At 70.3% G+C, this 23,584-nt stretch carries 21 protein-coding genes; 19 read left to right on the top strand and 2 right to left on the bottom strand.

Annotation, left to right across the window (positions count from 1 at the left end; translation table 11 throughout):
• The first annotated feature begins 88 nt into the window (after nt 1–88).
• The 11 genes from tsf (at nt 89) to ACT3UL_RS00420 (ending at nt 10,460) form a co-directional block, all read left to right on the top strand.
• Nucleotides 89–913, top strand: coding sequence for a translation elongation factor Ts (tsf, locus tag ACT3UL_RS00470; RefSeq protein WP_444576050.1), 825 nt, complete (start codon nt 89–91; stop codon nt 911–913).
• Nucleotides 914–1,047: 134 nt separating this feature from the next.
• Nucleotides 1,048–1,803, top strand: coding sequence for a UMP kinase (pyrH, locus tag ACT3UL_RS00465; RefSeq protein ID WP_193116323.1), 756 nt, complete (start codon nt 1,048–1,050; stop codon nt 1,801–1,803).
• Between the two features lie 154 nt (nt 1,804–1,957).
• The gene (gene frr / locus ACT3UL_RS00460; RefSeq protein WP_444576048.1) at nt 1,958–2,524 is read left to right on the top strand and encodes a ribosome recycling factor; all 567 of its coding nucleotides are present in this window, start codon (nt 1,958–1,960) and stop codon (nt 2,522–2,524) included.
• Nucleotides 2,525–2,656: 132 nt separating this feature from the next.
• Nucleotides 2,657–3,406: a phosphatidate cytidylyltransferase gene (locus ACT3UL_RS00455; RefSeq protein WP_444576046.1), complete on the top strand. Its 750-nt coding sequence runs from the start codon at nt 2,657–2,659 to the stop codon at nt 3,404–3,406.
• Nucleotides 3,403–4,683: a 23S rRNA (adenine(2503)-C(2))-methyltransferase RlmN gene (gene rlmN / locus ACT3UL_RS00450; RefSeq protein ID WP_444576044.1), complete on the top strand. Its 1,281-nt coding sequence runs from the start codon at nt 3,403–3,405 to the stop codon at nt 4,681–4,683. The genes ACT3UL_RS00455 and rlmN overlap by 4 nt, the downstream gene beginning before the upstream one ends.
• A 10-nt stretch (nt 4,684–4,693) precedes the next feature.
• Complete coding sequence (locus ACT3UL_RS00445; protein WP_444576043.1) at nt 4,694–5,077, top strand: DivIVA domain-containing protein; 384 nt, start codon at nt 4,694–4,696, stop codon at nt 5,075–5,077.
• 123 nt (nt 5,078–5,200) lie between these two features.
• Nucleotides 5,201–5,749, top strand: a complete 549-nt coding sequence (locus ACT3UL_RS00440) for a DivIVA domain-containing protein (RefSeq protein WP_444576041.1) — start codon at nt 5,201–5,203, stop codon at nt 5,747–5,749.
• Entirely contained in the window at nt 5,746–6,984 is a 1,239-nt protein-coding gene (dxr, locus tag ACT3UL_RS00435; RefSeq protein ID WP_444576039.1) for a 1-deoxy-D-xylulose-5-phosphate reductoisomerase, read from the top strand. Before ACT3UL_RS00440 ends, dxr begins: the two co-directional genes overlap by 4 nt.
• Nucleotides 6,981–8,330, top strand: coding sequence for a M50 family metallopeptidase (locus ACT3UL_RS00430; RefSeq protein ID WP_444576038.1), 1,350 nt, complete (start codon nt 6,981–6,983; stop codon nt 8,328–8,330). Before dxr ends, ACT3UL_RS00430 begins: the two co-directional genes overlap by 4 nt.
• A 117-nt stretch (nt 8,331–8,447) precedes the next feature.
• The gene (gene ispG / locus ACT3UL_RS00425) at nt 8,448–9,611 is read left to right on the top strand and encodes a flavodoxin-dependent (E)-4-hydroxy-3-methylbut-2-enyl-diphosphate synthase (RefSeq protein ID WP_444576036.1); all 1,164 of its coding nucleotides are present in this window, start codon (nt 8,448–8,450) and stop codon (nt 9,609–9,611) included.
• A gap of 123 nt (nt 9,612–9,734) precedes the next feature.
• Nucleotides 9,735–10,460 (top strand): GNAT family N-acetyltransferase, encoded by a 726-nt coding sequence (locus tag ACT3UL_RS00420; protein WP_444576035.1) that lies wholly within the window; start codon nt 9,735–9,737, stop codon nt 10,458–10,460.
• Between the two features lie 29 nt (nt 10,461–10,489).
• On the opposite strand, the gene ACT3UL_RS00415 is transcribed toward ACT3UL_RS00420, so the two are convergent.
• Nucleotides 10,490–11,866, bottom strand: coding sequence for a hypothetical protein (locus ACT3UL_RS00415; protein WP_444576033.1), 1,377 nt, complete (start codon nt 11,864–11,866; stop codon nt 10,490–10,492).
• Nucleotides 11,867–11,965: 99 nt separating this feature from the next.
• Between ACT3UL_RS00415 and ACT3UL_RS00410 the strand changes: the two genes are divergently transcribed.
• On the top strand, nt 11,966–13,750 hold the full coding sequence (locus ACT3UL_RS00410) for a proline--tRNA ligase (protein ID WP_444576031.1): 1,785 nt from the start codon (nt 11,966–11,968) through the stop codon (nt 13,748–13,750).
• Nucleotides 13,751–13,754: 4 nt separating this feature from the next.
• Here the strand turns inward: ACT3UL_RS00410 and ACT3UL_RS00405 are convergent, their stop codons facing one another.
• Nucleotides 13,755–14,855: a DUF4439 domain-containing protein gene (locus ACT3UL_RS00405; protein ID WP_444576029.1), complete on the bottom strand. Its 1,101-nt coding sequence runs from the start codon at nt 14,853–14,855 to the stop codon at nt 13,755–13,757.
• Between the two features lie 132 nt (nt 14,856–14,987).
• Between ACT3UL_RS00405 and rimP the strand changes: the two genes are divergently transcribed.
• The 7 genes from rimP to ACT3UL_RS00370 all read left to right on the top strand — a co-directional run bounded on the left by rimP (nt 14,988) and on the right by ACT3UL_RS00370 (nt 23,332).
• Entirely contained in the window at nt 14,988–15,575 is a 588-nt protein-coding gene (gene rimP, locus ACT3UL_RS00400) for a ribosome maturation factor RimP (RefSeq protein ID WP_444576027.1), read from the top strand.
• A gap of 1 nt (nt 15,576) precedes the next feature.
• Nucleotides 15,577–16,683 carry a transcription termination factor NusA gene (gene nusA, locus ACT3UL_RS00395; RefSeq protein WP_444576025.1) on the top strand — a complete coding sequence of 369 codons (1,107 nt, stop codon included), beginning with the start codon at nt 15,577–15,579 and terminating at the stop codon, nt 16,681–16,683.
• A gap of 163 nt (nt 16,684–16,846) precedes the next feature.
• Nucleotides 16,847–17,152, top strand: a complete 306-nt coding sequence (locus ACT3UL_RS00390) for a YlxR family protein (protein WP_444576024.1) — start codon at nt 16,847–16,849, stop codon at nt 17,150–17,152.
• Between the two features lie 95 nt (nt 17,153–17,247).
• Nucleotides 17,248–20,211 carry a translation initiation factor IF-2 gene (gene infB / locus ACT3UL_RS00385; RefSeq protein WP_444576023.1) on the top strand — a complete coding sequence of 988 codons (2,964 nt, stop codon included), beginning with the start codon at nt 17,248–17,250 and terminating at the stop codon, nt 20,209–20,211.
• A 220-nt stretch (nt 20,212–20,431) separates the two neighbouring features.
• Nucleotides 20,432–20,983, top strand: a complete 552-nt coding sequence (gene rbfA, locus ACT3UL_RS00380; RefSeq protein WP_444576021.1) for a 30S ribosome-binding factor RbfA — start codon at nt 20,432–20,434, stop codon at nt 20,981–20,983.
• Nucleotides 20,980–21,942: a tRNA pseudouridine(55) synthase TruB gene (gene truB, locus ACT3UL_RS00375; protein WP_444576019.1), complete on the top strand. Its 963-nt coding sequence runs from the start codon at nt 20,980–20,982 to the stop codon at nt 21,940–21,942. Before rbfA ends, truB begins: the two co-directional genes overlap by 4 nt.
• 283 nt (nt 21,943–22,225) lie before the next feature.
• Nucleotides 22,226–23,332: an IS110 family transposase gene (locus ACT3UL_RS00370; RefSeq protein WP_444576017.1), complete on the top strand. Its 1,107-nt coding sequence runs from the start codon at nt 22,226–22,228 to the stop codon at nt 23,330–23,332.
• Nucleotides 23,333–23,584 lie beyond the last annotated feature (252 nt).

Genomic DNA, 23,584 nt, shown 5'->3' with positions numbered 1-23,584 from the left:
ACGCCGTCGGCGTCCCCGGGCCCCTCCACGGGACGGCGCCCGCCGCCGCCCCTCCCTCCAGACATCAGCTCGTAGAAGGAAGAGGAACATGGCCAACTACACGGCAGCAGACATCAAGGAGATCCGCGAGACCACCGGCGCGGGCATGCTCGACGTCAAGAAGGCTCTCGACGAGTCGGACGGCGACAAGGCGAAGGCCGTCGAACTGATCCGCGTCAAGGGTCTCAAGGGCATCGCCAAGCGCGAGGGCCGCACCGCCTCCGAGGGCCTCATCGCCGTCGACGTGCGCGACGGCGAGGGTGGCCAGACCGGCACCCTGGTCGAGCTCAACTCCGAGACCGACTTCGTCGCCAAGAACGACAAGTTCGTCGCCCTGGGCGACGAGGCCGTGGCCGCGGCCGTCGAGTCCGGCGCGAACGAGCCCGAGGATCTCGCCGACACGTCGTTCGGCGAGGCGCTGACCAACGCCGGCGCCACCATGGGTGAGAAGATCCTGGTGCGTCGCATCGGTCGTGTCTCCGGCGAGGTCGTCTCCTCGTACATGCACCGCACCAACAAGGACCTGCCCCCGCAGGTCGGCGTCCTCGTCGCCTCCGACAAGGCAGGCGCCGAGGTCGGGCGCGACGTCGCGATGCACATCGCCGCGTTCTCCCCGGCCTACCTGACCCGCGAGGAGGTCCCCGAGGAGATCGTCGCCAACGAGCGCCGCATCGCCGAGGAGACCGCCAAGAACGAGGGCAAGCCCGAGAAGGCGATCACCAAGATCGTCGAGGGCCGTCTCAAGGGCTACTTCAAGGAGAACGTCCTGCTCGATCAGGCGTTCGCCAAGGACCCGAAGCAGACCGTCGGTCAGATCGTCGAGAACGCCGGCGGCAAGCTCACCGGCTTCGTCCGTTTCCGCGTCGGCGGCTGACACGCCGGGAACGGAACCTCACGGGCCCGATCCCACCTGCGGCGCGTGAGCGTCGCCACCGCCCTGCGGCCCCGCACCATCGGTGCGGGGCCGCACCGGTATCATCGCCGAGGACCCAGCGCGGAAGGACCGACATGACCCAGACGTTCACGTCACCGATACCTGTTCTCCCGAAGAGAGAGGACGGACGTCGTGTCCTCCTGAAGCTCTCCGGTGAAGCTTTCGGCGGAGGCGCCGTCGGCGTCGACCCCGATGTGGTCTCCCGCGTCGCGGGAGAGATCGCCGAAGGAGTTGCCCAGGGCGTCGAGTGCGCCATCGTCGTCGGCGGAGGCAACTTCTTCCGCGGCGCCGAGCTGTCCCAGCGCGGCATGGATCGCCGCCGCGCCGACTACATGGGGATGCTCGGCACCGTGATGAACTGCCTCGCCCTGCAGGACTTCCTGGAGCAGCGTGGGGTCTCCACCCGCGTGCAGACCGCGATCGAGATGGGCCAGGTCGCCGAGCCCTACATCCCTCTGCGCGCCGTGCGCCACCTGGAGAAGGGTCGCGTCGTCATCTTCGGCGCCGGCGCCGGCATGCCGTACTTCTCCACCGATACCGTCGCCGTGCAGCGTGCGCTCGAGATCGGCTGTGAAGAGGTGCTCATGGCCAAGAACGGCGTGGACGGCGTGTACGACTCCGATCCCCGCACCAACCCGGACGCGGTGAAGCTCGAGCACATCACCTACAACGACGCGCTCCAGCGCGGCCTGAAGGTCGTCGACTCGACCGCCTTCAGCCTGTGCATGGACAATGCGCAGCAGATGATGGTGTTCGGGCTCGACGCCCCGGGCAACATCACCCGCGCGATGCGCGGGGACCGGATCGGCACGGTCGTCACCCACGACTGAGCCGACCGCGGCGGGGAGATCGAGGATCGCAGAGCTCCCCTCCGGTCGTGCCGGACCGGTGCGGCGCGCCCGCACCCCGCCTGATCTGCCATCCCGCCGCGACGATGCGGGACAATGGACGCCATCACCACCCACCGAGAACCGAGGAGCAGTCGTGAGCGACGACACCGCCAGCATCCTGAAGGACGCGAAGTCCAAGATGTCCAAGACCGTCGACGTCACCAAGGATGAGTTCACCGCCATCCGTACGGGCCGCGCCAATGCCGCGATGTTCCAGGGCATCACGGTCGAGTACTACGGTGCACCGACCCCGCTGAACCAGCTCGCGTCGCTGCAGTTCCCCGAGGCTCGCACCGTCATCGTGACCCCGTACGACAAGTCCGCGACGACCGGTGTGGAGACGGCTCTGCGCGAGTCGGATCTGGGCGTGAACCCGACCAACAACGGCGACAACCTGCGCGTCGTGCTGCCCGCCCTCACCGAGGAGCGCCGCAAGGAGTACGTCAAGCTCGCCAAGACCAAGGCGGAGGACGGCCGAGTGGCCGTGCGCGGCTCTCGCGGCAACGCGAAGAAGGCCATCGAGAAGCTGGTCAAGGACAAGGAGATCGGCGAGGACGACGGCTCGCGCGCCGAGAAGGAGCTCGAGACCCTGACGAAGTCGTTCATCGACCAGATCGACGAGGCCCTCGGCCTCAAGGAAACCGAGCTCGAGACCATCTGAGGTCTCCCGCGACAACTCGGCCCCCTCAGTGAACACAGACTCGGATCTCGCCCCGCGCCCGAGCACGCGAAACGGCGGGGGCCGGGCCGGAACCTGCCCGCCGCGATCGCCGTCGGTGCGGCGCTCGGCGGCGTGCTGCTCTGCTCGCTGTTCGTGGTCCCGCAGGCGTTCCCGGTGCTCGTCGCGATCATCGTCGTGCTCGCCGTGCTCGAGCTGACCCGCGCGCTCGCGCACGGCGGCCTGCGGATCCCGGCCGTCCCGCTGCTCGTCGGCGTGATCGGGATGGCGGTCTCGACCGTGGTGTTCGACGTGCTGGGACTCCTGATCGCGACCGCGGTCGCGGTCTGCGTGCTCATCCTGTGGCGGGTCTCGGAATCGATGGGCCTCACGGCACTGCGCGACGTGGCCGGGGGAGTGTTCGCCCTGTCCTGGGTGGCATTCCTGGGCAGTTTCACCCTGCTCCTCTTCGGGATGGAGCAGGGCCCGCTGCTCGTGATGCTGGCGGTGCTCGGCCCGGTGGGCAACGACATCGGCGGCTACGTGGCCGGGGTGCTGTTCGGGTCTCATCCGATGGCGCCGGGCATCAGCCCCAAGAAGAGCTGGGAAGGCTTCGCCGGCTCGCTGATCCTGGGTGTCGCCTCGGTGATCGCCTTCGGGGTGCTCGCGCTCGACGTCCCCTGGTGGGCGGCGGCGATCCTGGGCATCGTGCTCGTGGTCGTCTCCACCTGTGGGGATCTGTCCGAGTCGCTGCTGAAGCGCGACCTCGGAATCAAGGACATGGGGCACCTGCTCCCTGGCCACGGAGGCGTGCTGGACAGGGTGGATTCCATCCTGCTCGCCGCCCCCACCACCTACATCATGCTGGAGGTCCTGCTGCCATGAACAGCGCCGACGAACGAACCGACAAGGCCGCGTCCACCAAGAACGCGGACCTCCCCGACCTCTCCCGAGAGGCGGTCCCCGGACAGAAGATCGCCCTCGCCCCGGGCCAGCTGCAGCTGCGTCCCGCGCGTCGGGGCAAGCCGCCGGCGCATCTCGCGGACCTCACGATGGAGGAGCGGATCGAGGCGGTCAAGGAGATGGGCCTGCCGGGCTTCCGGGCGAAGCAGCTCTCCGTGCACTACTTCGAGCACTTCACGACCGCTCCCGAGGACCTCACGGATCTCCCCAAGGACGGCCGGGATGCGCTCGTCGAGCGCTTCTTCCCGCAGCTGCTGACCGAGGTCTCCCGGCAGTCCGCCGATCACGGCGCCACCCAGAAGTTCCTGTGGAAGCTGTTCGACGGCTCGATGGTCGAATCCGTCCTGATGCGCTACAGCGACCGGGTCACCCTGTGCATCTCCTCCGAGGCGGGCTGCGGCATGAACTGCCCGTTCTGCGCGACCGGGCAGATGGGTCTGACCCGCAACCTGTCCACCTCCGAGATCCTCGAGCAGGTGCGCATCGCCAACAAGATGCTGGCCGACGGGGAACTGCCCGGCGGCACCGGGCGGGTCTCGAACATCGTCTTCATGGGCATGGGGGAGCCGCTGGCGAACTACCGTCCCGTGGCGACCGTGTGCCGCCGGCTGAACACCCCGACGCCAGAGGGCTTCGGGATGGGTGCGCGCCACATCACGGTCTCCACGGTGGGCCTGGCCCCCGCGGTGCGGAAGCTGACCAAGGAGAAGATCCCGCTCACCCTCGCGGTGTCGCTGCACGCTCCAGACGACGAGCTGCGCAACGAGCTGGTCCCGATCAACACCCGCTTCGACATCGATGAGATCCTCGACGCAGCCTACGAGTACTTCGAGACCACCGGCCGACGGGTGAGCATCGAATACGCCCTGATCCGCGACATCAACGACCAGGCGCACCGCGCCCAGCTGCTCGCCGATCGGCTGATCGCCAAGGGCGGTGCGCACTGGATCCACGTCAACCCGATCCCGTTGAACCCGGTGAAGGGCTCGAAGTGGACCGCCTCGGACCCGTTCGTGGAGAAGCAGTTCGTGCAGACCCTGCGGGACAACGGCATCTCCGCGACCATCCGCGACACGCGCGGCAGCGACATCGATGGCGCCTGCGGGCAGCTCGCCGCCGAGGTCATCGAGACCGACGCGCACCGCGAGGACCGCGAGGCGCGGATCGCGCGCGTCGAGGCCGTCGCCGCCGGCGAGTGAGGGGCCACCGATGAAGATCAGCTTCACCTCTCGGAAGTTCGCGGAGGCCTATGAGATGCCTGCCGTCGACGACTTCATCGACCGCCTGGAGCAGGCGATCCTGCGCGGCGACGGCTCCGTCTCCACGGAGGACGTCCATGCGGTCGTCTTCGCGCCCGTCCGGTTCCAGGCCGGTTATGACATGGAGGAGGTTGACGATTTCCTCGACGAGGTGGCGATCCCGCTCCTCGAGGGCAGGATCGCGTACGACCCGGAGCATGACTACTCCCGGCAGTCCCGTGGGGGAGTGCCGCAGCAGACCGAGCAGGATCCCGAACCGCGGTCCGGGCCCCGAGGGGGCCACCCCGCCGAGCGAGGCGGGTTCTTCGCCCGGCTGCTCGGCGGCGGTCGCTGAGCGCCCTGCCCGACCCGGGCAACCGCGGCCCATGAACCGCACCTCCCCGAACCGCACCTCCCCGAACCGCACCTCCCACGCCGCTACAGTGGGACACCGACAGCACCGAGGAAGGATCCACTGGTGAGCACATCGTTCGAGCGCGTCTCTCGCTTCAGCGTCGGATACAACATGCGGGAGGTCGACGAGTTCCTCGCCCGCGCCCGCACCGCCTATGAAGGTCGTGACCCCGCGTTCAGCGGTGGCGACATCACCTCGGCGAGCTTCGGCACCGAACGCGGCGGCTATGACATGCGCGTCGTCGACGAGGCGCTGGACCGCCTCTCCGACGCCTTCGCCCTGCAGTCCCGTGACGATTCCATCGCCGAGAAGGGTGAGGACGTCTGGGTCGCCCAGCTCACCGAGCGGGCGGAGTCCCTCAAGGAGCGTCTCGAGCGCCCTGCGGGCGAGCGCTTCGCCCCGGCCGAGCAGGGGGAGCCGTCCTACGACCGGACGGACGTCGACGCCCTGTGCGATCAGCTGGTCTCCTACTTCACCGACGGGCTGCCGATGAGCGTCGACGACGTGCGTCGCGCCGCCTTCCGTCGTCGCCGGGGATCCGAGGGCTACCGCGAGGCCGTCGTCGACGTCTACCTCGACCATGTCGCGGACGTGATGGCCTCCGTGCCGTGATCACGGCGCCGAGCATCACGACCGGTGCCCCGTCCGCGCGACGGCTGGTGCTGTTGGGGGCGACCGGTTCGATCGGCGCCCAGACCCTCGAGGTCCTCGCCAGGTACCCGGACGTCGCCCGGCTGCACGGCCTCGCCGTGGGAGGATCGCGCCCGGAGATCGTCGCCGAGCAGGTGGCCCGGCATCACCCCGAGCGCCTCGTCGTCGCCGATCCCGAGCGTGCCGAGACCGTCGAGCGCGCCGTGGCCCTCGCCTGCAGGGCGGCCGGCATCGCCGCACCGCAGATCGAGGCCGGCCAGCAGGCGGTCGTCGATCTCGCCGGCAGCCTCGGGGAGCAGGACGTCGTGCTCAACGCGATCACGGGATCCGTCGGCCTGCTGCCCACGCTCTCCGCTCTCGCCAGCGGTGCCCGCCTGGCCCTGGCCAACAAGGAGTCCCTCGTGGTCGGCGGCCATCTGGTCACCGACGCCGCCGCGCAGGGACAGATCCTCCCGGTCGATTCCGAGCACACCGCGATCGCCCAGGCCCTCGCCGGGGTGCGTCCGGACCAGGTCGAGCGCCTGGTCGTGACCGCCTCCGGAGGGCCCTTCCGGGGCCTGGCCCGCGCCGAGCTCGGCGCCGTCACGCCGGAGCAGGCGCTCGCCCATCCCACCTGGGCCATGGGCCGCGTGATCACCACGAACTCGGCGACCCTGGTCAACAAGGCCCTCGAGGTCATCGAGGCCTGCTTCCAGTTCGATCTGCCCGAGGACCGCGTCGACGTGGTCGTCCATCCGCAGTCGATCGTGCACTCCATGGCCACCCTCGTCGACGGCTCCACCATCGCGCAGGCGAGCCCGCCGGATATGCGCCATGCCATCGGCTGGGCGCTCGCCCACCCCAAGAAGCTGCCCGGTCTCGCCGCGGCGCTCGACTTCTCCACCGCCCAGTCCTGGACCTTCGAACCGGTCGACGAGGTGACCTTCCCGGCGATCTCGATCGCCCGCGCGGCGCACCGCGAAGGCGGGGGAGCGATGGCCGCGTACAACGCCGCGAACGAGGAGGCCGTCGAGGCGTTCTTCGCCGGCGACCTCAGCTTCCTCGGCATCGTCGAGATGATCCGCACGGTCCTCGAGCATCCGGGGCGTCCCCGTGCCGAGCTCACCGACGGCGTCGAGGGTGTGCTCGCCGTGGAGACCTGGGCCCGGGAGACCGCCCGCACCCTGATCTCCATGAGCTCCGAGACCGGGCGATGAGCATCGCGCTGTTCGTGCTCGGGGTGCTCGTCGTCGGCCTCGGGCTCGCGCTCTCGATCGCCCTGCACGAGGTCGGTCATCTCCTCCCGGCGAAGCTGTTCGGCGTCCGTGTCACCCAGTACATGATCGGCTTCGGGCCGACGGTGCTCTCGCGCACCCGTGGCGAGACCGAATACGGGCTCAAGGCGATCCCGCTGGGCGGATACATCCGCATGATCGGCATGTTCCCGCCGCACAAGGGGGAACCGGCGGGCACCATCCGTGAGGACTCCACCGGGTTCCTCCAGCAGATGTCGCAGATGTCCGAGGACGCCAAGGAGTTCGAGTCCTCCCAGTACGGGCAGGAGGACGCGCATCGGACGTTCGTCGCGCTGTCCGTGCCGAAGAAGCTCGTGGTGATGCTGGGCGGGCCCACCATGAATCTGCTGATCTCGATCGTGCTGATGACGGTGATGGTCAGCGGCATCGGACTGCCTGCCGTGACTCCTACGGTGCAGTCCGTGTCGAAGTGCGTCCTCCCGGCCGAGGCCCCCGCCGACGCCGGCTGCGAGGGCGAGCAGGAGGCCCCTGCCCTCGCGGCGGGGATCCGCCCCGGGGACACGCTGCAGGAGATCGACGGCCACGAAATCGACACCTGGTCCGACGTGACGGTGGCGATCCGGGCGAGCGGGGATCGCACCGTCCCCGTCGTCGTCGAACGGGACGGCGAGACCCTCGAGCTCGAGGCCACTCCGATCGTGGACGCCCGTCCCGTGCTCGATGCGGATGGCGCGGCCGTCTACGACTCCAGCGGCGAACTGCAGACCGAGCAGGTCGGCTTCCTCGGTGTCTCGGGCACCCCGGACCTGGTGCCGCAGTCGCCGGCGCTCGTGCCGGAGATGGCGTGGTCCGCGTTCACGCAGACCGGGCGGATCATCGTGACGCTGCCGCTGCGGCTGTACGACGTGGCGCAGGCGGCCTTCGGCAGCGAGGAGCGGGACCCCAACGGTCCGCTCGGCGTCGTCGGCGTGTCGCGTCTGGCTGGAGAGGTCGCCTCCGCGGACCAGCCGGGCTTCGAGCTCAAGGAGAAGGTCGCGACCCTGGTCTCGATGCTGGCGTCGCTGAACATGGCGCTGTTCGTCTTCAACCTGGTGCCGCTGCTGCCTCTGGACGGCGGGCACGTGCTGGGGGCGCTGATCGAGGGCGTCCGGCGGCAGATCGCCCGCTGGCGAGGACGGCCCGACCCCGGACCGGTGGACATGTCGCGGCTGCTGCCGCTGACCAACGCGGTCGCGATCGTCTTCATCCTCATGACGGTGCTCCTGCTCTACGCCGACATCGTCAAACCCATCACTCTGTTCCCCTGACATCCACAGGGACCCGGGGCCCGCAATCATGTGCGGCGCGCCACGCCGGGCGTGCAGGAGCGGTGGAGGTGTCGCACCTGACCCTCCAGAGCCCCGGGACGAGTCCATAATGGAGGGGTGACTTCAGTGAGCCTCGGCATCCCCTCCGTCAAGACGCCGCCACCGGTCCTCGCACCGCGGCGGACGACCCGCAAGGTCAAGCTCGGCGATCTCTACGTCGGCGGCGACGCACCCATCACGGTGCAGTCGATGACCACCACCCCGACGCACGACATCAACGCGACCCTCCAGCAGATCGCGGAGCTGACCGCCGCGGGCTGCGACATCGTCCGCGTGGCCTGTCCACGGCAGGAGGACGCCGACGCCCTCGCGGCGATCGCGGCGAAGTCACCGATCCCGGTGATCGCCGATATCCACTTCCAGCCGAAGTACGTCTTTGCGGCGATCGAGGCCGGCTGTGCGGGGGTCCGCGTGAACCCGGGCAACATCCGTCGCTTCGACGACCAGATCAAGGACATCGCGAAGGCCGCCAAGGACCACGGCACCGCGCTGCGCATCGGCGTCAACGCCGGCAGCATCGACCAGCGGATGATGAAGGGCGACCGGGTCACCCCGGAGGCTCTCGTGGCGTCTGCGAAGTGGGAGGCGTCGCTGTTCGAGGAGCACGACTTCCACGACTTCGGCATCTCGGTGAAGCACAACGATCCCGTGATCATGGTCGAGGCGTACCGCCAGCTCTCCGCGGAGGGCGACTGGCCCCTGCACCTCGGCGTCACCGAGGCGGGCCCGGCGTTCCAGGGCACCATCAAGTCCTCCGTCGCCTTCGGCATCCTGCTGGGCGAGGGGATCGGCGACACCATCCGTGTGTCGCTGTCGGCCCCGCCGGTCGAGGAGGTCAAGGTCGGCATCCAGATCCTGCAGTCGCTCAACCTCAAGGACCGCAAGCTCGACATCGTCTCGTGCCCCTCGTGCGGTCGCGCCCAGGTGGACGTCTACAAGCTCGCCGACGAGGTCACCGAGGGCCTCAAGCACCTCGAGGTGCCGCTGCGCGTCGCCGTCATGGGTTGCGTCGTCAACGGTCCGGGCGAAGCCCGCGAGGCTGATCTCGGTGTCGCCTCCGGCAACGGCAAGGGCCAGATCTTCGTCAAGGGCAAGGTCATCAAGACCGTGCCCGAGTCGGACATCGTCCCGACCCTGCTGGCCGAGGCGAACCGTATCGCCGCCGAGATGGAGGGCGAGGCCGCCGAAGCGTCCGGTGCCCCGTCGGTCTCTGTGAGCTGATCGCGCGTGTTCCGTCGCGGAGGGCGGGTTCGAGCAGTTCGCCCCGCTGGGCTGGACGTCGCGATCGCGCATGCCCTGAGGGACCCGGCGACCAACGCCCTCGCGGGTGCGCGTCTGCGCGATGTGGGACGCAGCCCCTCCGTGGGGCAGGAGTTCTCGGTGGCCGGGGACGAGGCCCGGCCCGATGGCCTGCTGTGGCACGGCGTGAACCTGTCTCCGATGTCGGCGACCGGTCTCGCCCTGGGGGAGTTCGGGCGCTTCCTCGCGGCTCGGAGCCGTCGGGCCAGCTCTGTGGTCGGTGATCGCGCCGCGGTCGAGGCGATGTGGCAGCACCTCGCACCGGGCTGGGGCCCTGACGTGCGCGAGTACCGGTGGAGCCAGCCGCTGCTCAGTGCCCAGGAGATGGTCGCACCTGGTGACTCCCGGCTGCGGGCCGCGCTGCCGGGTGAGGAGCGAGCGGTGTTCCCGGCCGCCGTGGCGATGTTCCGCGAGGAGGTCGGTGTCGATCCTCTGCTCGGCGACGGCGGACGTTCGTACCGGACCCGGATCGAGGACCTGATCCATCTGCGCCGCACCTACGTGATCATCGAGGACGGCGAGGTGCTGTTCAAGGCCGACGTCGGGGCCCTGTTCGGCCCGGTCGCCCAGATCCACGGCGTGTGGGTGCGGCCGGATCAGCGCGGCCGCGGCGTGGGCCGTGCGGCCATGGCGGACCTCGTGCGACAGGTACGCCGAGACCACGCCCCGCAGGTCACCCTGTATGTCAACGACTTCAACGAGCCGGCTCGCCGCGCCTACGCCGCCGCCGGCTTCCACCAGATCGGTGAGCTCACCACGATCCTGTTTTGAGCGCAGCACGCTCGCCGACGCCGATGGGGTCAGGTCGACGCCAGCGCATCGAGCGTCAGCAGCACGTTCGCCGCGGTCCAGGCGAGCGGGGCGACCGCCGCCGGGCGGCCGTCGAAGAGGACCTTCTCGGGCAGTGAGCCCGCGTCGGTGCGGTGCGCGGCGAGCCAGCCGAGGATCTCGAGGGCGGCGTCGGACTCTCCGGCGCGGGCGAGGGCGAGGGCGAGCAGACTGGTCGACGGGGTCCAGCTCACGCCGTCCTCGCGCCAGGACGCGCCCGGAGCGATGCCGCCGCCCGGACGGGCGAGCTCCTGGCGCAGGGCCAGCAGCTGCTGCGCTGACGCGACACCGTGGCATCCAGTCGCGTCGAGGACGGCGAGTGCCGAGTCCGATCCTCCGCGGCGCCGGTAGCGCTGGAAGCCGTGGGCGCCGAAGGTCTCCGTCAGCATCGAGGAGAAGGAGCGGGCGGCGGCCCGGTCCCGGTCCGCCCCGGTCAGCTCACCGCTCGCTCGCAGGCCTGCGAGGGTGCTGGTCATGAGGCCGAGCGTCACCGAGCGCTCGCGCACCTCCCAGTAGTCGGGGGAGACCGGCGGCATCTCGGCCCCGTCATGGGTCTCCCTCAGCAGCGCGTCGCGAGTGGTGCCGATCAGCGGCGCGAGGTCGTCGAGCAGCTGGGGGCGATCAGCGTCGGGCACGGTCTGCGCGACCTCCGAAAGGGCCCAGAGCACCAGGCCGGTGCCATCGAACTGGCGATCACGGTCGTCCGGTGCCCGGTCGGTCCCTGGTGCGTAGCGTGCCTCGAACCAGCCGTCGTCCGACTGGATCGACTGCAGGTGGGTCAGGACGGCGATCGCGCGGTCCACGTGTCCTACGCGGGCGAGGGCGACCGCGCAGAACGCGGCATCCCGCGGCCAGATGTACCGCCAGCTCGTGCTCCAGCCGGCGACCGGGGCGGGCAGGTCGTCCGCGAGCACCCACAGGTCGCGGAGGGCGGATCCCGCGAGGTCTGCGAGGTCCGGGAGGTCCGAGAGGTCCGAGTGCACCTCGTGCTCCTCCTGCGCCGTGGCCACCCGTGATCTCCACGAGGAGGTCCCGTCCCAGAACTCGTGCGCCCGCCGGACAGCGGGGGAGGACGCGGCGAGATCGGAGTGCAGACGGGTTCCCGGGAGCAGTTCGGACACGGACTCGGGGGTCCTCACGAGCACGCGTGACTGATCCGCGTCATAGGCGACGGTCTGCGAGTACAGGGAGATGACGGTGCGCGGGTCCGCGGCGGGACCGGCCCATCGCGAGGCCACGTACCCGCCGGCGCCCAGGACGCCGAGGGCGCCGACCGTGCCGGCCGCGCGCAGGGCCTGCCGGCGCGACGTCGGTGCGGATCCGGGGTCCTCCCGTGCTCGCGGGTGCATCCTGCCAGGATACGTCGGCCCGTCGCGGCCAGTACGATGGACCCCGCGTCCGCCGCCGGTGGCGGTAGCGCCCAGTCCCTGCTGTGAAAGGCCTGCCCCATGATCCGTCTGTCGTCGTCGTTCGTCCGCACCCTGCGGGAGGACCCGGCCGACGCCGAGGTCGCCAGCCACAAGCTGCTCGTGCGCGCCGGATACATCCGCCGCAGCGCGCCGGGCGTCTACACCTGGCTGCCGCTCGGGCTGAAGGTGCTGCGCAAGGTCGAGGCGATCGTGCGCGAGGAGCAGGACGCGATCGGCGGCCAGGAGCTCGTGTTCTCCGCGCTCCAGCCGCGCGAGCCGTACGAGGCCACCGGACGCTGGGAGGAGTACGGCCCCCAGCTCTTCCGCCTGAAGGACCGCCGCGAGAACGACTACCTGCTCGCGCCCACCCACGAGGAGATGTTCACCCTCACGGTGAAGGACCTGTACAACTCGTACAAGGACCTCCCGGCGATGCTCTACCAGGTGCAGACCAAGTTCCGCGACGAGGCGCGCCCCCGCGCGGGGCTGCTGCGCACCCGCGAGTTCATCATGAAGGACGCCTACTCCTTCGATATCGACGATGCCGGCCTGGACGTCAGCTACGAGAATCAGCGCGGCGCCTACCAGCGCACCTTCGATCGCCTCGGCCTGCCCACGGTGATCTGCCGCGCCGACGCCGGCGCGATGGGCGGCTCCCGCTCCGAGGAGTTCCTCCACCCCACGCCCGTGGGTGAGGACACCTTCGTGGTCTCCGACGGCGGCTACGCGGCCAACGTCGAGGCGGTCACCACCGTCGCCCCGCCGGCGCTGGACGAGGCCGCGATCGCCGCGCGGCCGGCGATGCACGTCGAGGACACCCCGGGCGCGAGCACCATCGCCGCGCTCACCGACTTCTCCAACGAGGCCTTCCCCGGCAAGGGCCCCGTCGCGGAGTCGGGGGAGTGGACCCGCTACGAGATGCTCAAGCACCTCGTCTACCTGCTCACCTACCCCGATGGCAGCACCGAGCCGCTGGTGATCGCGTTGCCCGGCGACCGCGAGGTCGACGAGAAGCGCCTCGAGTCCGCGGTCGCACCCGCCACCGCCGCACCGTTCACCGATGCCGACTTCGCCGCGCACCCGGTGCTCATGAAGGGCTACATCGGCCCGGAGGGCCTGGGCCTGGATTCCGCCTCGGAGATCCGCTACCTCGTGGATCCCCGCGTGGCACCCGGCACCTCCTGGGTCGCCGGCGCCGGCGAGAAGGACAAGCACGTCTACGACCTCGTCGCCGGCCGCGACTTCACCGCCGACGGCACCATCGAGGCCGCCGAGGTGCGGGACGGGGATCCTGCGCCCGACGGCTCGGGCCCGATGCGGCTGACCCGTGGCATGGAGATGGGACACATCTTCCAGCTGGGCCGCAAGTACGCCGAGGCGCTCGACCTCAAGGTGCTCGACGTCAACGGCAAGGCGGTCGTGGTGACGATGGGCTCCTACGGCATCGGCGTGACCCGCGCGGTCGCCGCCATCGCCGAGCTCCACCACGACGACAAGGGCCTGGTGTGGCCCCGCCAGGTCGCCCCGGCCGACGTGCACATCATGGCCACCGGCAAGACCCCGGAGATCTTCGAGGAGGCCGAACGGATCGGCACCGAGCTCGAGGCCCGCGGTCTCGAGGTGCTCTACGACGATCGGCCCAAGGTCTCCCCGGGCGTGAAGTTCAAGGACGCCGAGCTGCTGGGCATTCCCACCTCCGTGGTGGTCGGCAAGGGCCTGGCGACAGGTGTCGTCGAGATCCGGGACCGCGCGAGCGGGTCCATCGAGGAGGTCGCCCCCGAAGGGGTCGTCGAGGCCCTGGTCTCGGCGGTGCGCGGGGCCTGAGTCCTCAGCCGCCGTCGCTCGGCGCGGGATCCTCGATCTCGAGGCCCGGCAGGGGCTGCATCGCGACCGTGAGAGGAGCCAGCAGCTCCCCTTCCTGCATCGCGGCGACGATCGACAGCGGACGGCGGTCGAACGGGGCGGCCCCGACGAGCGCGACATGATCGACGAGCAGACCCTCGGCGAGCATCCGCGGGAGCTCTGCGGCCATCCGGTCATCGAGCGTCCCGCCCGGCAGTGCGTAGACGGCCTGGCGGGGCACGACCGGGGCGCCGTCCTCCTCCGCGATCGCCGCCAGCGACTCCGCTCGTGCCCGATGGAGATCACTGCGGGCGAGGTCCGCGTCGCGTTCGCCGTCGTCCGTGGTCCGGGCCGCGAGCACCTCGTAGAGGTACCCGGCGTACCACTCCTCCTGCTGCGCCTGCTCGATCGTGGAGTGATAGTCCACCTCGGCGCCCACCGACGGCGGGTCCGTCGCCGGCACCTCGCGCGAGGGCACGATCTCCTCGGACGAGCGCAGCGCGGGCACGTCGCCCGCCGCGGCGGCGTCGTGGAGACGTCGCGCGCTCCATGCCGCATGTGCCGCGATCGCCGCGATGGGGCGGGCGAGGGATCCGGAGACCTGTCGGGCCGCGTCGGCCGTGAGCTCCCGCAGCTCGACCAGGACGGCGACGAGCCCGGCGGCGTCCGTCGGTGTGTCGGAGGGAGTCGGTATCGGGGACGCGGCCGGGTCGGAGGCGACGGGATCGGATGCGGCGGTCTCCTCCCGCTCGGCTTCGGCGCCGGTCAGCAGGGCAGAGCGCTGCTCGGGCAGCGCGGCGGAGAGCATCGCCAGCACGTCGGCGAGCTCGGTGCCCGTCGACCCGTCGGCCGAGTCCGCGAGGGTCTGCGTGCCGGCGATCGCGCGGTCCAGGACGGCGAGCAGATCGGTCCGGTACAGATCATCGATCCCGGGCGGAGGAGGTGTGTAGTCCGCGGGGCCGCCCAGGGCGATCCGCCCGCATCCGGGCACTCCGGCGAGGGCGAGGACGCCCAGGGCGCCCGACGCCAGCACTCGGCGCCGCGACGGGAGTCGGGCTGCGGGAAGGGGGTCGGTGGGAAGGAGCACAGGAGGATTCTCGCATCGAGGCCCTTCCGGGAGGCATCCGCGCCGCGCGCGCACTATCCTGGGATCGACCCCGCCGGGTGATGCGTCACCGGTGGGCACAGGTACCTATATGCAGGAGGAGGTGAGCGAGCGATGAGCGACCTCGACGGCCAGACGGCCCACACCGCCCTGCGGGAGGCAGCATCCCAGGTCCTGGAGAACCATGACCTCGTGCTCGAGGAGATCGTGGTGACGGGCCCACGCTCGATGCCCGAGGTGCGGCTGATCGTGGATCTGCCCGAGGACCAGCTGGGCAGCGCGGATCTGGACACCGTCGCGACGGCCTCTCGCGAGCTCTCCGACCGGATCGACGCCGACGACGCCCTGCTGGGCCCCGATCCGGTGGTCCTGGAGATCACCACCCCCGGTGTCGACCGTGAACTCACCGCGGTGCGCCACTTCCGACGCTCGCGGGGTCGTCTCCTCTCCCTGACCGCCGACGGCACGCTGTACCGGGCGCGGCTGCTCGCCGTCACCGCCGGTGACGTCCTGATCCTGCGTCAGGAGCCCGGCCGGGACGACCGCGGCCGCCCGCTCCGCATGCCCCAGGGAACCTCCGAGCGGCTGGAGCTCCCCGTCGCCGACGTCTCCTCCGCCCAGGTGCAGGTCGAGTTCGACCCGCCCGCTGATCTTGCGCAGCTGATCGCTGACGCCGACCCCACCGCATCGAAGGAGAGCTGAGATGGACATCGACATGGGTGCCCTGCGGGCCCTCGAACGGGAGCGGGATATCCGCCTGCCCGTCCTGCTGGACGCGATCCGTTCCGCTCTGCACGCCGCCTACCTGCACACCGACCGCCCGGTGCGGGATTCCGAGGTGATCATCGACGAGCGCACCGGCCAGGTCGCCGTGATGGCACGCGAGCGCGACTCGGAGGGGACCCTCCTGGAGGAATGGGACGACACCCCGGAGAACTTCGGGCGGGTCGCCGCCTCGACGGCGCGACAGGTGATCTTCCAGCGCATCCGCGACCTCGAGGACGAAGCGGTGCTCGGCGAGTACGCCGAACGGGCCGACGACATCGTCTCCGGGATCATCCAGCAGGGCCGCGACCCGCGGATGGTGCTGGTGGACCTCGGCACGGTCGAGGCCGTGCTGCCCCCGCACGAGCGGGTGCCGGGGGAGGACTACTCCCATGGCAAGCGCCTGCGCGCCTATGTCACGGAGGCTCGACGCGGACCGAAGGGTCCTCAGATCACCCTGTCGCGCTCCCACCCGAACCTGGTGCGCCGGCTGTTCGCGCTCGAGGTCCCCGAGGTGGCCGACGGCAGCGTCGAGATCACCGGGCTCGCCCGCGAGGCCGGTCACCGCACCAAGATGGCGGTGCACGCCACCGTGCCCGGGATCAACGCCAAGGGCGCCTGCATCGGCCCCATGGGGGCACGCGTGCGCTCGGTGATGAACGAGCTGGCCGGCGAGAAGATCGACATCGTCGACTTCCACGAGGACCCCGCCACGTTCGTCGCCAACGCGCTCTCGCCGTCGAAGGTCACCAGCGTCACGGTCATCGACGAGGTGGGCCGTGCGGTCCGCGCCGTCGTCCCCGCCGGGCAGTTCTCGCTCGCCATCGGCAAGGACGGGCAGAATGCGCGCCTGGCCGCCAAGCTCACCGGGTGGAAGATCGACATCCGCCCGGACGACGATCCGAACGCGTACCCCGCTGCCGCTGAGGAGGCATCGGAGGAGGGCGCATCCGTCCCGGTGGCCCACACCGCCGCCCCGACGGATGAGGCGCCTGCCCAAGCGGATCGGGAACCTGCTGCCGCAGAGGCAGTTCCCGAGGACTGAGCTGGGACTGGGCTGAGGCAGTGAGGTGTGGTCCACGCCTCCCGGGTGAGCGCCCGCCCCGGCCGGTCCGCTACACTGGGGAGGCTGTTCGTCGAGGTATGACGCAGACTGCACGCGGTCTGGATCATGGGTCGACGGAAGCGTTCGGAACGGAGGTGGAGGCGTGGTCGCCCACTCTGCACCCCATCGTCCCGAACGGACGTGCGTCGGCTGCCATCAGGTGGCCCCGCGCGACCAACTGGTGCGTCTGGTCCGGGAGTCCGCTCCCGGAGGCGCCACCCCGCGAGTCCGCGTCGATCCCACCGGATCGGCCCTGGGTCGCGGTGCGTGGCTGCATCCCGAGGCATCATGTCTCGAGCTCGCTGTGAAGCGAGGCGGCTTCGCCCGGTCCTTCCGGGGCGGCGTCGACACCGGGCATCTCGCCCAGGACCTCGAGAACTCCGATTTCACCCGAACGTGGAACAGGTAGAAGAACCATGGATATCCGATGAGTACTCACCAATGAGCACCCTCAGGAATTAATGGTCCGCGCCCTCTTGTCGGCCGGACCGAGACAGGAGAAATGTGGCTAAGGTCCGCGTCCACGAGCTCGCCAAGGAGCTCGGACATCCCAGCAAGGCCGTTCTGCAGAAGCTGCAGGACATGGGCGAATTCGTTCGCTCCGCATCCTCGACCATCGAGGCGCCCGTCGCCCGTCGGCTGCGTGAGGAGCTCCCCGCCAAGGGTGGGGACAGCTCGTCCGAGAAGAGCGGCTCCGCAGCCCCCGCAGGTGGCGCAGAGCGCAAGCCCGGTGCAGCATCCAAGCCCTCCGGCGCCCCCAAGCCCGGCAGCGCTCCCAAGCCCGGTGCGAAGCCCGCCCCGGCCGCTCCGGAGCAGCCTGCGGCGTCGACCCCCGAACCGGCCTCTGCCCCCTCCGCCCCGGTGGAGAAGTCCCAGAGCACCGAGAAGTCCGAGCCGGCTGCCGAGACCTCCGCGCAGTCCGCGAGCGCGGAGACGTCGGAGCCTGCCGCGAAGCCGGCCAGCGATGATGCCGCGTCCACGGGCAGCGCCCCGAAGCCCGGTGCCGCACGCCCGGCGTCTGCCCCGAAGCCCGGTGGAGAGCGTCCCGCGCCCCGTCCCGGCGCTGCTCGTCCCGGCAACAACCCCTTCGCCAGCTCGCAGGGCATGCCCCGCCCCGGCTCCCGCAAGCCGGGCCAGGGCGGCGGCCGTCCCGCGCGTGACGGCGCTCCGCGCGAGGGCGCCCCGCGTCCGGGCGGCCCCCGTCCCGGCAACAACCCCTTCGCGAGCTCGCAGGGCATGCCCCGTCCCGGCTCCCGCCCCCAGGGCCAGGGTCAGGGTCGCAGCGGCGATCAGGCCGGTGCCGGTCGCCCCGCAGCCCGTGAGGGTGCGGCTCCCCGTCCGCCCCGTCCCGGGATGCCCACTCCCGGGATCATGCGTCAGCACTCCTCCGGTGGTCTGGCCGACGCCCGTCCCGGCGGCGGCGACAGCCGTGGTCGCGGTGGACGTTCCGGCGGCGGTCCCGGGGCTCGTCCCGGCGGCGGCCCCGGTGGTCCCGCAGGTGGCGGCGGTCCCCGCGGTCGCGGTGGTCGTGGCAGCACCCAGGGTGCCTTCGGCCGTGGCGGCAAGCCCGCTCGCTCGCGCAAGTCGAAGCGTGCGAAGCGCGCAGAATTCGAGCAGATGTCGGCGCCCGCACCGGGCGGCGTCTCGATCCCGCGCGGCGACGGCAACACCCCGATCCGTCTTCGCCGGGGAGCATCGCTCTCCGACTTCGCCGACCGCATCGATGTGAATCCCGCATCGCTGATCACGGTGCTCTTCGCGATGGGCGAGATGGCTACGGCCACGCAGTCGCTGAACGAGGACACCTTCGATCTGCTCGGCGAGGAGCTGGGCTACAAGATCGAGATCGTCTCCCCGGAGGACGAGGAGCGCGAGCTGCTCGGACAGTTCGACATCGATCTCGATGCCGAGCTCGCCGAGGAGGACGACGAGGACCGCGTGCCGCGTCCCCCCGTCGTCACCGTCATGGGTCACGTCGACCACGGCAAGACCCGCCTGCTCGACACGATCCGCAAGGCGACCGTCGGCGCAGGAGAGGCCGGCGGCATCACCCAGCACATCGGTGCCTACCAGGTCCCGGTGGAGCACGAGGGCGTCGACCGCGCGCTGACCTTCATCGACACCCCGGGCCACGAGGCGTTCACCGCCATGCGTGCCCGTGGCGCCGACGTCACCGACATCGCGATCCTCGTGGTCGCCGCCGATGACGGCGTCATGCCGCAGACCATCGAGGCGCTCAACCACGCCCAGGCGGCCAACGTGCCGATCGTGGTCGCGGTCAACAAGATCGACAAGCCGGATTCGAACCCGCAGAAGATCCGCCAGCAGCTCACCGAGTACAACCTGGTGGCCGAGGAGTACGGCGGCGAGACGATGTTCGTCGACGTCTCCGCTCGGGAGAACCAGAACATCGATGCGCTGCTCGAGGCCGTCCTGCTCACCGCGGACGCCGCGCTCGAGCTGACCGCGAACGCCGACAAGGACGCCCGTGGCGTGTCCATCGAGGCGAACCTGGACCGCGGTCGCGGCCCGGTCGCCACGGTCCTCGTCCAGCAGGGAACCCTGCGGGTCGGCGACGCGATCGTCTGCGGCACCGGCCACGGCCGCGTGCGTGCCATGCTCGACGAGAACGGCGACAACGTCACCGAGGCGGGTCCGTCCCGTCCGGTGCAGGTCCTCGGTCTCACCTCGGTGCCCGGCGCCGGTGACTCCTTCCTGGTCGCCCAGGACGAGCGCACCGCCCGCCAGATCGCCGAGAAGCGCGAGGCCGCCAAGCGTGCCGCGTCGCTGTCCAAGGCCCGCAAGCGCATCAGCCTCGAGGACATCACCAAGTCGATGGCCGACGGCAAGGTCGAGACCCTCAACCTCATCCTCAAGGGTGACGCCGCCGGTGCCGTCGAGGCGCTGGAGGAGTCGCTGCTCGGGATCGAGGTCGGGGACGGCGTCGATCTGCGGATCATCGACCGCGGTGTCGGTGCGATCACGATGAACAACATCAACCTCGCCGTCGCGTCGGACGCCATCATCATCGGCTACAACGTGCGGGCCGAGGGCCTCAACGCGGAGTACGCCGACCGTGAGGGCGTGGAGATCAAGTACTACTCGGTCATCTACAACGCCATCGACGAGGTCGAGCAGGCTCTCAAGGGCATGCTCAAGCCGGAGTACGAGGAGGTCGAGCTGGGCTCGGCGGAGATCCGCGAGATCTTCCGCTCCTCCAAGTTCGGCAACATCGCCGGCTCGATCGTCCGCGGCGGCCTCATCAAGCGAGGCGGCAAGGCGCGCATCACGCGTAACGGTGTGGTCATCACGGAGAGCCTCGAGATCGCCGGGCTGCGTCGCTACAAGGACGATGTCACCGAGGTCCGCGAGGGCTACGAATGCGGCATCAACCTGGGATCCTTCAACGACCTGCAGATCGGTGACGTCGTCACGACGTACGAGATGCAGGAGAAGCCCCGCAGCTGATCCGATACCGGCCGGGCGCCCCGCGGCGCCCCGCCGCATCCGCAGGGGAGGAGAGCCGCATGTCCGTCGCGACTCTCCTCCCCTGCACCTGTCCTCCCGGGCGCTCCCGGACGGACGCCTCCTCCGGGGCCGAGAGACACCCTGCCCGGCGACGATCCTGCTGCCGACATCCCTCCTCACCCCTCGCAGATCCTCACCCCGATCAGGAGAATGACCGATCATGAACGACAGCCCCCGCGCCCTCAAGCTCGCCGACCGCATCAAGGTGATCGTGGCGACCATGCTCGACACCCGGGTCAAGGACCCGCGCCTCGGTTTCGTGACCATCACCGATGTGCGTGTCAGCGGAGACCTCCAGCACGCGACGCTCTTCTACACCGTCTTCGGCACGGACGAGGAGCGCGAAGGCACCGCTGCCGCGCTCGCGAGCGCCACCGGCATGCTGCGTCGTGAAGTGGGCCGGCAGACCGGCGTGCGCCTGACCCCGACCCTCGAGTTCATCGCCGACGCGATCCCCGAGAACGCCCGTGTCATCGAGGACCTCCTGTCCGAGGCCCGCGGGCGCGACGCCGAGCTCGCGAAGTCGAAGGAGGGCGCGGCCTATGCCGGCGACGCCGATCCCTACCGCGTCCCCCGTGAGGCCGAGGATGACGACGACATCGACGACGCCGACGCCGACGCCGACGACTCCGACGACGCTGACGGGGCCGACGCCGTCGGCGCAGCGGAGCAGGATCCGTCGACCGGCGTCAGCGGGCGCGAGGGCGCGTGAGCGCCCCCCACGGCATCCTGCTGGTCGACAAGGCCCCGGAACGGACGAGCCATGACGTCGTGGCGCGGGTCCGCTGGCTGCTGGGGACCAAGAAGGTCGGCCACGCCGGCACCCTGGATCCCATGGCCACCGGCCTGCTGATCCTGGGCATCGGCCAGGGCACCCGGCTGCTGACCCACCTGGTGGGGCTGGACAAGACCTATGAGGCCACGATCCGCCTCGGTCTGGCCACGACCACCGACGACCGTGAGGGCGAGCCGATCGGCACCCCGAGCGCTACCGGCGGGATCACGGATGCCGCGATCCACGAGCAGCTCGAGCTCCTCCGCGGGGACATCCAGCAGGTGCCCTCGACCGTCAGCGCCATCAAGGTCGACGGCAAGCGTGCCTATGCCCGCGCCAGAGCGGGGGAGCAGGTAGAGCTCGCCGCGCGCGCGGTGCGGATCTCCCATTTCGAGATCACAGCGCGCCGCGAGAGCGACGGCTATGTGGACCTCGACGCCGTGGTCACCTGCTCCTCGGGAACCTATGTACGGGCTCTGGCCCGTGACCTGGGCGCCGCGTTGGGCGTGGGAGGTCATCTCACGGCGCTGCGCCGTACCAGCATCGGCCCGTTCACGGTGGCCGACGCCGTGCAGGTGCCGGCCCGGGGCGAGGGGGATGACGTGGACCTGCCGTTGCGGGGACTGGGTCGCAGCGCGGGGACTGTTCTGCCCGCCCTGACCGTGTCGGCCGAGGATGCCCGGGATCTGGCCGACGGTCGGCGCATCCCCCGTGCCGAGGAGCCGTCCGCAGCGCCCGTGGCACCGCGGAGCGCGCCGAGGGGTGGGGGAGACGACGCGGACCTGTCGGACCTGGTCGCCGCTCTCGACGCCGACGGAGCGCTCTGCGCCGTGCTCCGGCCTGACGGCACGAGCTGGCGACCCGCCCTGGTGATCCCGCTCGACGCACGCTGCTGACCGACGGACGCCAGCGGCCCCCTCGCGCGACGAAGCCTCCCCGCACGACGAAGCCTCCCCGCGCGACGAAGCCTCCCCGTACTTCGAAGCCGCCACGTACGACGAAGCCTTCTCCCGGAATCCGGGAGGAGGCTTCGTCGTACGTGCGCGGGAATCCGCTCAGACGCTATGAGGGTGGCGGAGTCGCCGGGTCGGGTCTTGTGGCCCAGGGCCCCGCTATGAAGACTCGTAGATCACCGCGGTCGATGGGCAACCGGGGTGCATGCATTCATAGGAGGCCCTGGTGTTTACCGAGAGTACAAGCCTGGGATTGGATGTCCATGCCCGCAGTGTGGTTGCCGCCGCGATCGACGGCTCCACTGGTGAGTTGATCCGGAAGAAGCTGCCCAACGACCCGGTCGTGATCAGCGAGTTCGTCACCGATCTGGCCCGCGAACACGGACCGCTACGTATCACTTACGAGGCCGGCCCCACCGGTTTCGGACTCGCCCGGACCATGCTCGAGGCGGGGTATTTCGTGCAGGTCGCGGCGCCCTCGAAGCTGATCCGGCCACCCGGTGACCGGGTCAAGACCGACCGCAACGATGCGATGCTCCTGGCCCGCCTGGACCGGGCCGGAGACATCGTCCCGGTCCGCATCCCGACCAGGAGTGAGGAATCTGCCCGCGACCTGGTCCGGTCCAGAGATGATGCCCGCCGGGACCTGATGACCTCCAGGCACCGACTGGGGAAGCTGCTGCTGCGCCACGGCTATGTGTTTCCCGGCAAGACTGCCTGGGGCCGTCCCCATGACGTGTGGATGCGTGGGATCCGCCGGGACGACCTCACCAGCGCCGGGACCGGGACGCTGGCCGCGTTCGACGACGCCTGCGACACGGTCCACCACGGCCTGGCCCGGCGAGACCGGCTGGACGTGGCGATCACCGAGCTGGCAGAGGGCAGCGAGTTCACCGAGATCACCCATCGGCTGGTCTGCCTGCGTGGCATCTCGACCCTGACCGCCTTCGGTCTGGCTGTGGAAATCGGGGACTGGGAGCGCTTCACCGGCAAGAAGCTCGCCGCGTTCCTGGGACTGGTCCCCTCTGAGCACTCCTCCGGATCCAGCCGCAAACTGGGCGGCATCACCCGCACCGGCAACTCCCACGCCCGCCGCCTGCTGGTCGAGTCCGCCTGGCAGCACAAGAAGGACTACCGGCCTGGCCCGACACTGCAGATGAACTGGGCGAACGTCCCCGCGGTCATCGCCCAGCGGGCCGACCAGGGCAACCGGCGCCTGCACCGACGGTGGATGACGATGGATGCCCACCACAAGCCCCGCACCGTCGCGACCACCGCGTTCGCCCGGGAACTGGCCGGCTGGTGCTGGTTTCTGGCGACGATGGAGGCATAACCCCCATAGACCGCGTTCACGGACGACCCAGAGCATCTCGGGGCGCAGCGTGAGGAGGAGACCAGCGAATCTACTGTGAGCAGCCCGAGCGGGTGACGCTCGACCTCAGACCAGCAACGCCCCTCCCACCGAAAACAGCGTCATGCGGTAACCAACCCGCGAATATCAGACTGACCACGCGTCGAACAGACACGCGAACCCCGAGAAGCACCCCGCGAACGCCGAAGCGGGGGCACCCACCGGCCAGTGGAT

The organism is Brachybacterium sp. 107 (assembly GCF_052379725.1).
GTDB lineage: Bacteria > Actinomycetota > Actinomycetes > Actinomycetales > Dermabacteraceae > Brachybacterium.
This window is presented reverse-complemented; position numbering and strand designations above follow the sequence as displayed.